The sequence below is a fragment of the Polaribacter atrinae genome, from assembly GCF_038023995.1.
In the GTDB taxonomy this organism is placed as follows: domain Bacteria; phylum Bacteroidota; class Bacteroidia; order Flavobacteriales; family Flavobacteriaceae; genus Polaribacter; species Polaribacter atrinae.
Genome location: NZ_CP150660.1, coordinates 1176903 through 1190767, shown reverse-complemented (window position 1 = coordinate 1190767; position 13865 = coordinate 1176903). Strand labels below are relative to the sequence as shown.

At 28.7% G+C, this 13865-nt stretch carries 14 protein-coding genes; all 14 read right to left on the bottom strand.

Features of this window, described 5'->3' with window-relative positions; all coding sequences use genetic code 11:
• Positions 1-34 precede the first annotated feature (34 nt).
• Complete coding sequence (locus tag WG945_RS05185) at positions 35-466, bottom strand: hypothetical protein (RefSeq protein ID WP_068452177.1); 432 nt, start codon at positions 464-466, stop codon at positions 35-37.
• A 155-nt stretch (positions 467-621) separates the two neighbouring features.
• Positions 622-939, bottom strand: a complete 318-nt coding sequence (locus WG945_RS05180) for a type II toxin-antitoxin system RelE/ParE family toxin (RefSeq protein ID WP_068449022.1) — start codon at positions 937-939, stop codon at positions 622-624.
• Complete coding sequence (locus WG945_RS05175; protein WP_068449024.1) at positions 939-1172, bottom strand: hypothetical protein; 234 nt, start codon at positions 1170-1172, stop codon at positions 939-941. The genes WG945_RS05180 and WG945_RS05175 overlap by 1 nt, the downstream gene beginning before the upstream one ends.
• Before the next feature lie 225 nt (positions 1173-1397).
• Positions 1398-2033 carry a toxin-antitoxin system YwqK family antitoxin gene (locus WG945_RS05170; RefSeq protein WP_068449026.1) on the bottom strand — a complete coding sequence of 212 codons (636 nt, stop codon included), beginning with the start codon at positions 2031-2033 and terminating at the stop codon, positions 1398-1400.
• 720 nt (positions 2034-2753) lie between these two features.
• Positions 2754-3194: a hypothetical protein gene (locus WG945_RS05165; protein ID WP_068453097.1), complete on the bottom strand. Its 441-nt coding sequence runs from the start codon at positions 3192-3194 to the stop codon at positions 2754-2756.
• The gene (locus tag WG945_RS05160) at positions 3181-4908 is read right to left on the bottom strand and encodes a hypothetical protein (protein ID WP_157603742.1); all 1728 of its coding nucleotides are present in this window, start codon (positions 4906-4908) and stop codon (positions 3181-3183) included. Before WG945_RS05160 ends, WG945_RS05165 begins: the two co-directional genes overlap by 14 nt.
• 217 nt (positions 4909-5125) lie before the next feature.
• Positions 5126-5440 (bottom strand): hypothetical protein, encoded by a 315-nt coding sequence (locus WG945_RS05155; protein ID WP_157603743.1) that lies wholly within the window; start codon positions 5438-5440, stop codon positions 5126-5128.
• 507 nt (positions 5441-5947) lie between these two features.
• Positions 5948-6430 (bottom strand): hypothetical protein, encoded by a 483-nt coding sequence (locus tag WG945_RS05150; RefSeq protein WP_068453058.1) that lies wholly within the window; start codon positions 6428-6430, stop codon positions 5948-5950.
• 153 nt (positions 6431-6583) lie between these two features.
• A complete protein-coding gene (locus WG945_RS05145) occupies positions 6584-7765 on the bottom strand; it encodes a helix-turn-helix domain-containing protein (protein WP_068452081.1) in 1182 nt (393 codons plus the stop codon).
• Between the two features lie 178 nt (positions 7766-7943).
• Entirely contained in the window at positions 7944-8642 is a 699-nt protein-coding gene (locus WG945_RS05140) for a M48 family metallopeptidase (RefSeq protein ID WP_068452084.1), read from the bottom strand.
• Positions 8643-8773: 131 nt separating this feature from the next.
• Entirely contained in the window at positions 8774-9430 is a 657-nt protein-coding gene (locus tag WG945_RS05135) for an RDD family protein (RefSeq protein WP_082864308.1), read from the bottom strand.
• 1191 nt (positions 9431-10621) lie between these two features.
• Positions 10622-11128: a hypothetical protein gene (locus WG945_RS05130; protein ID WP_068449906.1), complete on the bottom strand. Its 507-nt coding sequence runs from the start codon at positions 11126-11128 to the stop codon at positions 10622-10624.
• A 404-nt stretch (positions 11129-11532) separates the two neighbouring features.
• The gene (locus WG945_RS05125) at positions 11533-12129 is read right to left on the bottom strand and encodes a hypothetical protein (RefSeq protein ID WP_157603624.1); all 597 of its coding nucleotides are present in this window, start codon (positions 12127-12129) and stop codon (positions 11533-11535) included.
• 210 nt (positions 12130-12339) lie between these two features.
• The gene (locus tag WG945_RS05120; protein WP_082864236.1) at positions 12340-13614 is read right to left on the bottom strand and encodes a protein NO VEIN domain-containing protein; all 1275 of its coding nucleotides are present in this window, start codon (positions 13612-13614) and stop codon (positions 12340-12342) included.
• Positions 13615-13865: the final 251 nt, after the last annotated feature.

Below are 13865 nucleotides of genomic sequence, written 5' to 3'. Positions count from 1 at the left end.
AGCAATTATTTTTATACGGTGTTGTGTGTAGTTTTTATTTATTCCGTTTTGTTTTTATAACATCAGATAGTCCGTTGAGATTTTCTCTCAGTTGCCAAGCTCTTTCAGTATATAAATGTACATCTGAATCTAATAAGTTCTCCTTTTCCAAAATTGTCTCGTCAATTAAGTCCGAGAAAAGAGCGTAAATATTATGCGTTATATAATTCCGCTGTTTTGAAATTTGCTTGAAAATTAAGTTTTCATTCTCTGATAATAGTTTGTTTTCATTCGCAATTCTGATAAGTGTTCCGAGCGTCGCTTTTTTATAATTCCCTTTCACCTCATTCTTTGTCAAATAGAGAATAAATTCCGCTTCTAATCTTCCAGATGCTAAAGCTACTTTTCCTAATTCAGAAGTGAACTCTTCCGATTGATTTAGTAAATTATAAAACTCTAATCCTTTGCTTGATTTTCCTTTGTACATTGATTTGGGTAATTACACACAACGTGTTTGTATATGGTTTGTTGCGTGTTTTAAGCACCTAATTTAGCAAATAAAAAGCGAATAGAAAATCCGCGAGGATTTTCGTAAGTAGGCTAGAACTAGCAATAAATTATATACGCTGTTGGCAACTGGCTTTATTTTGTTCGTTTCATTTTCGGTGGATTTTGTCGAGTATCAAAAACATCAGCAATTTTTATAAATCCGTTTTGTTCATCAACCGAATATATCACTTTGTAGTTTTTGAAAACCAAATAACGATATTGAATTTCTCTATCTTTAAGTAATTCTTCTTCTTGTCCAATAAAGGAAGCTTTGATTAATTTTTCCGATTCTTTAATTATTCCAGTTACAATTTTAGTAGCAACTTTTAAACTTGCTTTCTTTTCGTAATATTCATAAATTTCATCAAGTTGAGTTTCCGAAAAGTCTGACCAAATAATTTTAAAATTCATTATTTGTATTTGGATAAAAGTTCAGAACTTGTTTTAAAGTGATTATTTTTGAAATCCGATTCTGATTTGTCAATTCTTTTGTTTAACTCATCAATGGTCATTGGCTTAAAAAGCCTTTCGTCAGAAGTGTCTTTTTCCTTTTTCAATATTTTCTCAAGTTTGGAAATTGCTTCCTCGCTTTGAAGTTTAAGGAATTCTTGAATAAATTCTATTTTTCGAGCTTCTATATTCATTTCGAGTTTCTTTTTATCAAAGATACTAAATTATCAAATTCAATCAATATCTTTCTTGGTTTAACGAATTTTTCAGCTTGTTGCCAACGTGTTTGTACAAGATTAGTTGCGTTGGTTAAGCAATTAAGTTAATAAATAATTACTGACAAAGAAAATCCGCGAGGATTTTCGTAAGTAAGCAAAAAGCAAGCAATTAATTTTGTACGGTGTTGGGCATAGTTAATTTTAATGTCTTTTTTCAATATGTTTTTTCTCAATTTCTTTACTAATTAAAACTCCATTTTTGTCAAATGTTCGAATTATAGTTTTTCTTTTTTTATTCTCGTAAATGTCATATTCATAAATCTCTTCATTTTCATTGAAGTAATTAATTCGTTTAAAATTCAATGTAAAATTTTCGTAAAAACTCTGCGAAAATAATTTCCCATTTTCCTTAAACTCTTTTAATTCAACTGGCTTTCCGTTTTTAAAATTTCCTTCAATTCTCTTATTTCCGTTTTCGTAGAAGTCAGTTTCTATTCCTTCACAAATTTTTTCACAATTTAAGTAATTCCACCGTTTTGAATGCAATTCATTTCCAAAGGAAAAAAGGATTTTCGGAATTTTAATTGTATCAATTGATTCTCTATTGAGCATAGTTGAAGAAAAAGCTTGAGAAATCCAATCTCCACGTTTTATATAGTAAGTTAATAGTCTTCCATTTTTCAAACCTGCAATAGTGTCAATTTCTATTTCAGGTTTTATAAAATTATTAGTGCATTTGTCAAAGAAAACTAAATTCAGTTTTTCCCTTTCGTTTTTTTGACTAAAACACGAAAAGCTGATTAATAGCAGAAAGATTGATTTTTGCAATGTCTTCATAATTATGCCCAACGTGTTTTTGTATGGAAATTTGCGTTTAAAATGAACGGCATTTTTCCGCAGGAAAAATAGCGTTTATAAGAAAGGACAAACTTTTGATTAAGCCAAATTTAGCAATTTTTTATACAAGGTGTTGCCTAAAGTTGTTTTTTGTTTTTCCGACTTTGTTATTATTTTCGAGATTTAACGTTCGAGTGATAATTCCGCCAATATTTTTAATTCCGTAATATTGGGAATTCAACATTTGAGTGGTTTTTCAAATTTTGATTTAGGAGATCTTTCCGTATTTTCAAATTTAGCGTTTGAGTGATAATTCCACAAAGATTTTCATTCCGTAATAATTGGAAACTCAACATTTGAGTGGTTTCTTTTATTCTTGAAAAACGAGATTTCTCCGCCTTTTTTAATTTTGAGTTTAAGAGAATATTCCACAAACTTTATTTTAAGAATCTAAATATTTTCAAAGTTTTTAAATCTTTATTAAAAACTAAAATTTTCACTCGCGAGAGAGTGTCTAACATTTTAAATTCAGAAGTTTTATTGTTTTTTTTCCAACGTTTTGATTGGTTTTGGGCAATTTTTGGCAACGTGTTGGTATATGAAAAGTAGCAGAATAAATAAGCTATTATTTTCAATTTGTGAATGAAAATAGCAGAAAAGAATAAACTTTGAAGTTTGCACTTAACTGCTATTTTTTATATACCGTGTTGTGGTTTGTATTTATTGAATTGTTCCTTCATTTCTCCATATTACTGGATAAATCACAAATTTTTCTCTTGAAATTTTCTCAATTAAAAAAGTATAAAATACTCCATTTTTATTTTTTATCCAAGGATTTCCTCCAAATCTGTTTTTATAATATTCCCGTTCTTTTTTTTCTATTTCTTTTAAACTTAAAAAAGTATAGTCTTTTAGATGTTTATAACATAAAGTATCAGCTTTTCGATTTTTATCATAAAACATCCATTTTCCTTTCCACCAAAATTTAATTCCATTTTTCCCTTGAAAATTATGAATTGCTTTTGATTTCATTTTTGTGTTTGTAAAAATGGTATCCTTAAATTTTAGGAATATAGTGTCTTTTGGATACTCTGACCCTTGCCCAAAAATAAAATTTGAACTTAAAAAGAATAGTATTAAAACTAATTTAGTTGCATTCATTTGGAAAAGTATTTTTGATTTGAGTAATGGTAGTATTAATAGCAGCTTGCTCTTGTTGTGTATTAAGATTAGGGTCTTCATCTAAATTTTGCCAAGCAACAATGTTTGCTTCGTTTAATCCAATCCAAGAAAGAGCCTCTTTTTGTTCTTCTGTTAGAGTTGGGTCATAATCTGTTAAAGCTTGTTTTACAATATCTCTATAATGTTGAGCCATTTGTTGATGTTGACCATTATCTGGAGTATCATCATTATCATCATATCTAACATAGTAATCCCAAATTCCAAAATATTTATTTTGTAAAGTGACATCTATATATTGTCTAAATTCATCATATGTTAAATCTGTCCAATCTAAAGTAGTTCCATTGGCTTGAGCAACTATCATAGCATCTAACATTTTTCTATACATTTCTGCATGAATTACTTCATGTATCATAGATACAGCTTTAAAAACATCTGGTTTATTTAAAATATTTCCTGTTGTACTAGTATCTGTGTTAAATTTAATTTTTATTTCATTATTAGCTAAAGGTGGTTTTGTAATAGCCATAGCATTATGATAATCAGCATCTTCATTACCACTAAAATTATCATCTGTAGTAAATCTTAAATCTGCGACAGACATTCCATTCTTAAAGTTTTGTAAATATTCTTTGAATTTAGTTGCTTTGCCCATTTTGTCATAAACAGATTTTAAACAGGAATTGTCTTTGAAACTATCATCTATAAAAACTTGTTCGTCAAAAGTACACTCATCTATATTTCCCCCATTTACTGAACATACACAAACTTCATCAGAATATCCTAACATTCTACATCCTTCATATTCATCAATGGTACAATCTCTATTTAAATCTCCTGGTAAATCACATTCTTCACAGTCTAAACTAGCAACACATTCTTGTTCTAAATTAGTAGGTAGTCCACCACCTCCAGATGGAGCAGTTGAAACTCCACCACCAGTATTTGTAGGATTTCCACTAGTGTCATCGTTTGAAGGACTTCCACCACCACTGCTCCCTCCACAATCTCCAGATATTGTAAACAAACTAGGAGGAGTTCCGCTGCTTAAATCAGTCCAATAATCACATTCCCATACTGTATCTTCATTTTGAAAACTATGACTTCCTGAACTACAAGTTTCGTAAACTGTTTGGTCTCCACAAAAATCTCCCTTAGCTAAAGTATTATTACTACTATAAGAGACTACTTTTCCAATTCCATTTGGTTGAATAACAACTTTTTGAAGTAATTTTCCATATAAATTACTAACGTAAAATGTTTTTGTGTCTTGTGGGTTTGGGTAGGTTAGTAAATAAGAGTTATTAATTTCTCCGGTTGTTACTGAGAATAAAACTCTTTTATAATTCCCCAGAGTTTTAACAGGTGCACTTAATACTTCAGTACTATCTGTTAAAGAATAATATGTGTTTTCTAAATTTAATCTTTCAACAAGTTCTTCAAATGTTAATTCTCCAGCTGTAGTTTTATTTAGTAAGCTATTGCTTTTTTTGGAACCTTTGATTTTTGCAGCAACTCTTTTAGTTGTTTTTAAATTTAAAAGTTTCTCTTTTGATATTCCATAATCTATAACGCTCTTCTCTAAATTTACTTTTTCATTATCAATAATATTCTGACAATTCCAAAGTAAAATAGAAATTCCAAAAAGTAGAATTCCTGTTTTTAAGAGGTTAGGTAATTTGTTTTTTTTCATTTTCATAGTTTTATAAAATTAGTAATTAATATTCAATTTATTGTAAATAAGCAATGATTTTTAGGTATTCTATTTCGCTTTTAGACTAGCGAAATATAAACCACAACGTGTTTGTATAAGATTAGTTGCGTGTTTTAAGCACTAAAGTTAGCAAATAAATCACAGATAGAAAGTCCGCGAGGACTTTCGTAAATAGGCTTTAACCAAGCAATTAATTTTATACGGTGTTGTGTGCAGGCTTTTTCTTTTTCCATATTTTTCTAATATTCGGACTAATAATTAGCAAAATAAAATAGTCGATTATTAAACTTACGATTAAATATACATATTGATAATTCAAATCGATTTTATCTCCTAAATTTCCGTTTAAATATTCGCTCAAAACGGTTGTTGGTATAATTCCTTTTGCATAATACAAGATAAAATAATTCCACGCAAAACTTTGAAGTCCTGCAATTTTTGAAGTCGGTTCTGGTAAAGTCAGATAAAGAATTAGAAAAAATAGAATTTCAATTCCTAAAAGTAAAAGCAAGGACTTTTTTGTTTGATTTAAACCGAATAAATTGAGATTCGGATTTTTGAAACCAAAGATTATCCACGGAATTAAGAGCAAAATTGAAATCATATCTTTTCAGTCGTTTTTAAAATCCGTTTTCTGTAAATCAAAAGCGTGATGAAAGTCAGTCCACAAAGAATTGCTAAAATGTGAAAAGTTCTAATTGCGTTGCATAAATCAATTCCAGAAACGAGTGAAATACATTCAGTCAATTCACGTGTTTCATATTTTAAACTGACCATTGAATTAAAAGCCATAAATTCAAATAATGGAATTCCGATTATTGATAAAATCAGAGTAATTATGTAAATCGTTTTCTCAATTATTCTCGTTTTTCGGCTTGCACACAACGTTGTTGTGTATTGAAAGTTGCGATTTTTGTGAACGGCTATTTTCCACAGGAAAATAGAAGTGAATAAAAAAGCAACAACTTTTGGTTAAGCTAAAATTAAGCAATTTTTATTACACGGTGTTGTAGCAAGTTTATTTTTTTCCGATTACACACATTTTCCAATTATTTGGACTTTCAGTTTTGTTTTCTTTATTTCCATAAAATGAAAAGTAAACTCCATTTTTAAGTTTTATTTCAATAATTCCAACTTCATAAGTTTTTTTCATAAAATCTATATTCAAAAAATTTAATTCCTTCATTGTTTTTAGTAAGCTAGGTTTTTCTCCATTATTTGGAAAAATCCAAAAGTCTGAAATAAAGAAACTTTCTCCACCATTAATTTCAGATATATAATCATTGAAAATTTGAATTAATTCATTTTTTTCATTAAAATGAAATTCAATATTTCCATATCTCCATATTCTTGAATTTTCTTTAGATTTTCCATTAATCCAATTTTCAGCTGGTAAACCTTGACTTTCAATTTCAGTTTTATTTTCTCCAAGCTTAATAAAACCAAATTTTCCAGTTTTTATAAATTCTAAAAAGTCTAAATCTACTTTAATTGTTTTCATTCTGTAATTTGCTACAACGTGTTTGTGTATGATTAGTTGCGTGTTTTAAGCACTAAAGTTAGCAAATAAAACACAGATAGAAAGTCCGCGAGGACTTTCGTAAATTGGCTAAAACCAAGCAATTAATTATACACGGTGTTGGCAAATCGTATTTTATTCAATCACATTAATTATCAATTGGTCTTCAATAGGCTTGCTCAAGTTTTTTCCAAATATTTTAATCTTTACTATTTTTTCAGTTTTGTTTAATTTTGGATTTATTGCAATTCTTAAATCTACTTTTAGCGCATTCTCACTTATTTGATGTTTTAAATTCCCTAGGTTTTCAAGTATTAGATATTCCGTTTCATTTTCTATAACTTCTGGATAATTCATACTTTCCCAAGATGGTGGATTTAGTTCATATTTTAAAGATATAATACTATTTGAATTATCTGGTTTAGAATAAATTTTGTCGGCAATATATAATCCTTCTTTTTCAATTTTTAGTTCAATCGAGGCGTCTTCCAAATATTCGGTATCATCATTTAATATTCTAAAGTTAAACTTATACGCTTTAACCTCGAAAAGATAATGCAAATCATCTTCTCGATAAGTTTTTGCTACATTTTCTAAATTTTCTTCTAATGTTTTAATACTTCTATTTTCATAAGGTGTTCCACCTAACATTCGAATGTCTTGGTCAAAAAATGGCACAAACATTCCTTCGGTTTTTTTTAATTTCTCCTTTTTTTCTAAAAGTATTTTTTTAATTTTTCCTGCCGCTTTGTCTGATGGATAATCTCCATTACTTAATATCTTTAGGGCAATTGACTTTTGATTTATTTTATCAAAATAAGTAAGGATTTTACCTTTAAATCTCTTTTCAGTTATTTTCTTTTCGGTGTAAAAGTCAAAGTCTTTTCTTGTTAATCTTGTTTGATGCGAACCTTTTCTAATAAAAGCCTCTCCAATTTTTAATTTACCATAATCCTTTTTCATCATATAAGGTCGGTCAATGGAATCAAAGATTTTAAATACTCCGAGAGTTTTATTTTGAAACTGATAAGAAACGTAAGAAAAGTTTAATTCAGGTTCAATATTGTTATGAATTAGTTGTTGATAGGTGGCTTCGTCAATAAAATCTTCTGTGATACCTAAAATATCTCTATTTCCATTTCCTAATAACTTAACACCAACTATTATATATTTATTAGCATCTGTTTTAGCATTAGCCATAGACATTAAATCTTTCAGTAAATCTTGAAACTTGACTTTTTGATACTGAATTGCCTTAAAATCCAATTCGGTATTTTCATTTTCAAATTCTATTATGTCGTCAAGGTTTTCTGTCATATGTTTGCCAACGGTTTTGTATATGGCTCGTAGCGTGTGAATTAGCGATATTTTTTCGGATTAAGCACAAGCCAGATTTTTAAATTTTACTATTTATCTTTTTTCATTGGAAATCGTCAAATTTAAAAATTTGGCGACTTTCCAAATAAGTCTTAACTTCGATTAAACAACTAATTAGCTATGAGCTATATACGTTGTTGTAAAACGTTTTATATTTGCTGTTTTTAATCTCCGAAAATATCGTTTCCAATTCATAATTTATTGTTGAGTTATTATTGGTAATCTCAATTTCGTCCTCAATATACTCAATTCTTTCGATTGTATTTGGATGGTCGCTCAATTCACTATTTGATATTCTTCGTGGTTCAATTTCTCGCATTATTTTTAGCAAAGAAAGCATACCATTTAAATCAATATTTTCTTTTTGAAGTAATTTAATTGTATTTAAATCAGCTTCTTTTTCAAATGCTCTTGAGTATTCAAGATTGATTAACATATTTGAATTGTCAAAAATTTGCTCTTTTAAATCATCACTAAAAAATACAGAAGTAAAAATTTCATAACCAAAACTTCTGCCAACAGAACGTAAACCGTGATTTTTATCTATGTGTGTGTATTCGTGCGATAAAAGACTTGCTAATTCTTCGTAACTATTTAATTTGTCAAAAACTCCACTATAAACAAAAATATATTTTCCTGGTGTTGCAAAAGCATTGAATTGTCTTGATTTTATTACATATACTTTTACATCTTTTTCAAAGTTCAATTCTTTAGTGAAAAGATTTATTTTTTCGGTTTTGTAATCGTCAATGTCGTATTTACTTAAAACCTCGTTTCTTAATTCCTTGCCTAAATCTGTAGAAACACTTTCAGGCAAACTTTCAATTAAATAATCTGACGCTACTGGTATTCCGTCTGTATAAACGTAAGTACCTAATAAAAAAAATGAAAAAATAATTACTACTATTGATACAATAAATTTGAAAACCCAACGAAAAAAGCCTTTAACTACACCTCTTTTTTTTTTACTACTATGGTTTTTGAAATTTTGTCATATAAGTTTTGTTTGTCTTTATCCCATAACAACCAAATAACAGGAATTATTAGGTATTGAAGTATGTTTTTACCTAATTCTCTTATAATTCCTCTAATTGGACTTTTTACATCTTCCCCATTTTCTTTTGAGATTACTTTAATCCCAAAAATTTTGTGTCCAATATTTCCACTCCAAATTGGATACATTAAACCACCGACAACAAGTGCAAGTATTATATTTATTATTACGTCATAAATAGATATGTAACTATCACTTTCAAAATAATCACCTTTAGTAATTATTAAAATTGGCACTAACATTATTAAACCTCCAATAAGTGAGGCAATAAATCTTTCCCAGTTCGATGCTAATTTATATCCAAAATAATCTTCTGAAGAGTTTTCGGTTTTTTGTGGTTCTGGTGGAACTTCGTTAGTGTTTTTATTGCTTTTATATTTTGGTGGTGTTTGGTCAATAATATCCTTTAACATTGGAATATTTTTAGCTTCTGTCCATTCATCTAATCCTTTTGTCCAAATGAGAGTTTCTTTATAAATGTCCTTTTTATTTAGTTCTTCAATAGTAAAAGGACCAGTTTTTTCATCATTTTCAATAAGGTAATATTTCATATTTTCGGTTCGTTTGTTTTATGGTTAATGTTTCTTTTAAATGTTTTACAACGTGTTGCGTGTATGAAAAGTTGCGAGTTTGTGCGCGAGGATTTTCCGAAGGAAAATCAGAAGCAAGCAAACGAGCAACCACTTTTGGTTAAGCCAATATAAGCAATTTTTTATACACGCTGTTAGCAAAAGTAACGAGACATTTTAGTGAGCAGGTTTCGAGATTCCATTTCCGAATTTACAGATTTGAGTAAATTCCGAAAGCGATTTTGTTCATTTTACAAAACTCTGTTTTTATAAATTCCGATAAGTTTGGTTCCGATTTTGAGTGATTTTTTCAGCATAATTTCTGTCAGAAATCGAGTAAATTTTCAAAGTTCCGTTCGGAAGAATTCGAGTAATTTTCAGCAGAATGATTGTCAGAAATCGAGTGATTATTTTCTGCGTTCAGTTCAGCAGAATTCTGTTTAGCAGTTCCAACGAGTTATTTTTGCTAACGTGTTTTTGTATGGAAATTTGCGTTTAATATGAACGGCATTTTTCCGCAGGAAAAATAGCGTTTATAAGAAAGGACAAACTTTTGATTAAGCCAAATTTAGCAATTTTTTATACAAGGTGTTGCCTAAAGTTGTTTTTTGTTTTTCCGACTTTGTTATTATTTTCGAGATTTAACGTTCGAGTGATAATTCCGCCAATATTTTTAATTCCGTAATATTGGGAATTCAACATTTAAGTGGTTTTTCAAATTTTGATTTACGAGATCTTTCCGTATTTTCAAATTTAGCGTTTGAGTGATAATTCCACAAAAATTTTCATTCCGTAATAATTGGAAACTCAACATTTGAGTGATTTCTTTTATTCTTGAAAAACGAGATTTCTCCGCCTTTTTTAATTTTGAGTTTAAGAGAATATTCCACAAACTTTATTTTAAGAATCTAAATATTTTCAAAGTTTTTAAATCTTTATTAAAAACTAAAATTTTCACTTGCGAGAGAGTGTCTAACATTTTAAATTCAGAAGTTTTAATGTTTTTTTTCCAACGTTTTGATTGGTTTTTGAGCAATTTTTGGCAACGTTGTTGTATAAGCTTTGTTGCGATGTTTAAACAATGAATTTACTAAATAAAACACGAACGGCGAAATTCCGAAGGAATTTCCCAAGTGAGCTATAACTAGCAATAAAGTTTATACGGTGTTGTGCTTAGTTATTTTTCAGTTTTACAGTTTCCAAAATCTCTCTTATTTTTTCGATTTTCATTTCTCCATTTGTATTTATTCCAATCCATAATTCCATTTTATCTGGTTCAGAATTTATAGGAATTAAATTCACGCTTGAATAATTTTCTTTTTCTTCATTTTTCCAAATAGATAATGTTCTTTGGTAGTTTTTGATTGTATCTATTTCAATGTCATAATATTTAAAGTTATCTAAATTTTCTTGAGGAATACAAAAAGGGATTTTATATTCTTTTTTCTCGAAATCAAATGTGTAATAATATTCACATTTTTTGTTTTGACCTTTACTCAATATTACATTATCATTCATTTTATTCAGAACAATATTTTTGATTTTTTTCGTAATTTTCATTGGATTAACTCCTCCTTCTTCATTTTCATAAGGCTTTAAGTCAATTAAATTGAAAAACAATAAAGTACTTTCAAAATCAAGATATTGCTTATTGTCATTCAGGAACTGTTCTTTTGTCATTGGTGGTTTAGGTGAATAAAAACCATAATCAAAACAGAATGTTGTAAACTTCCAATTCCTTATTTTTCCAACATAAGAGTCAATTCCGCTAACTTTTTTATATTTAAATTCAGTTGGTGTAATTATGCTAAATTTTCCAAAATCAATCAGATGATTTTTTCCATCTTTTTGTTTTATATAATCAACTCCATTATCGCAACTTGTCAGTTGTAAAATGATTAATAAAAGTAGAAATATTCTTTTCAGGTTGGTCGGTTTTTAATTAAGCACAACGTGTTTATATATGGTTTGTTGCGTGGTTTAAGCAACTAATTTAGTAAATAATTACAGACAAAGAAAATCCGCGAGGATTTTCGTAAGTAAGCGAAAAGAAAGCAATAAATTATATATGGTGTTGGGCATAGTTAATTTTCAATTTCTTCTCCATTTTTGTTGTATTTTATTTTCTTTTTTAAAAATCCTTCATTGTCGTAAATGAAAAGTGCTTTAATATTCCCATTTTGATAATATTCTTTAACTTCTCCGCAAGCAAATCCTTGTTTAAAATTCCCATAAAATCTTATTTTCCCATTCGTAAAGTAATCTTTTTGTTCTCCGTTTAAAGGTAAGTCACATTTCATAAATTTTGAACGTGATTCTTTTCGTAACTTTCTTAATTCAGAACTGTCAATATCTTTTTTAAAAGAAAATGGTAATGACTTTATATATTGATAAATTGAAGGAAAAAGTAAAGTGTCTTTCTTATTTTCTTTTGTTATTTCTATTACAAATTTTTCATTCGTTTCTTCCGATATTAACTCATAAATTCCTTTTTTCGGAACTATAATAATTGGATTGTCAAGATTTTCAACGTTATATTCAATATTTCCGCCTTTTAAAGAGTAGAAAATTCCTTTTTCAATAGAATCATTACAGGAATTTCTCAAATATAGTTGGTATTCAATTTCTTGAGAATAAAAATTGAATGAAACTAAAAATATGATTATTGTAACGATTTTCATAATTATGCCCAACGGTCTTGTATATGAAACGTAGCGTTTAAATAGACGCTAACTTTTCGGGTTATACACGAGCCAAATTTTTTAATTTTCTTTTTATCTTATTTTCTCAAAAAGCCAAATTAAAAAATTTGGCGGACTTTGGAAATACACGAAAACCTCTCGAAAAGCCTGTAATAGCTATGTTTTATATACGTTGTTAGGCACTGTGCTTTATTCGATTATGGTAAATATTATTCTTTCAGCTTTTTGTTTTCGGTTTCGTGTCGGATAAGGAACTACCTTTTCGGTCAGAATCCAATTCATTAAATTGTCAATTTTAATCTCTTTTGGGTTTAGCAACGCATCTGAAATAAAATATACTTGATATTTAGAACTGTTTTTTAGAAATAAAGACCATTCGTTTTTAGTCATATAAAACACTTTCTCCTTTCCAATTGTGCCTTTGCACTCAATGTAATATTCTATACTATTATCTATGCTGTCCAATACTTTAAAATCATAACTTTCTCCGCTTTCTCCATTCTCGTTCATCCATTGTATTCTTTCTCCAAATTTCTTTTTCAATAGTCCAAAGAGGTAAGTTTCACTTGCCTTTCTAACTTTCTCGTTTAATTGTCTGTTTTCTCTAACTATCAAGTTTTCATCATCGAAATCATCCTCTTCGTTCTGTTTTGAAATTCCAGATTGGATTAATGAAACTTGTTTAGAAATCAGGTTTAATAATTTATTATTATCAGAAACGTTTTGTTCTAAAGCTGTAATTTTTTCTGGTGTACTTTTTTCGTCGTGAGTTTTGTTTATTTCAACTTTTGGTTCCTCTATTTTCGTTGAAGTTATTTTATTTACTGTGTCTACTATTAATGCACTTTTTAACGGAATTAATTTATTTTGGATTGTTGTTTTATTATAATTTGAAGTTTCTAAATGAAAGTATTCGCCCTTTGTTTCTTTTACAAGTGATTCGGCTTTAATTCGTGCTTCTGGCTTTAATGATATTCCAACAATAAATATGTTGCAACTAATTCCCGAAACTTTAAGTGCATTTTTCGCAGCTATTTTATAGTCTTTTTTCCCAGTTTCTTCTCCATCAGTTATGAGTATTATTTTTCGGTCAGAATCCGAATAATTTTTAAGTCTATTTATGCAATTCAAAAGTGCGTCTGTAATTGGTGTGCCTCCTGTTTCGTGTGGAATTGCAATTCCTTTAATCGCATTTTTTAATTGTTCGTCATTTTTACCTTTGTGCAATATAGGTTGAACAATTTCTCTTGGTTTTTCTGTAGATTCTAATGAATAAAAAAGACTGACCGTAATATTCGAGGCATAATCAATTGTTGGGATAATTTCCGATAGCAAGATTTTTTTTGCTAGTTCCAATCTCGTTGAGCCATCAGGCAAAAGGTAGTCTTTATAGTTTTCTATAATTCCTTTGCAATCTCCCATACTATTGGAATTGTCAATTAGTATTTCAATTACTGTGTTCATTTAATGTTCGTTGGTTTTTCAGCATTGTGCCTAACGTTGTTGTGTTATGAAAAGTTGCGATTAAAATGAACGGCTATTTTCCGAAGGAAAATAGAAGTTTATATAAATGCGACTAATTTTTATTAAGCTAAAATTAAGCAATTTTTTTTACACGGTGTTGCCTAAAGTTGTTTTTTGTTTTTCCTATTTTGGTTATTATTTTCGAGATTTAGCGTTCGAGTGACAATTCCGCCAATATTTTTAATTCCGCA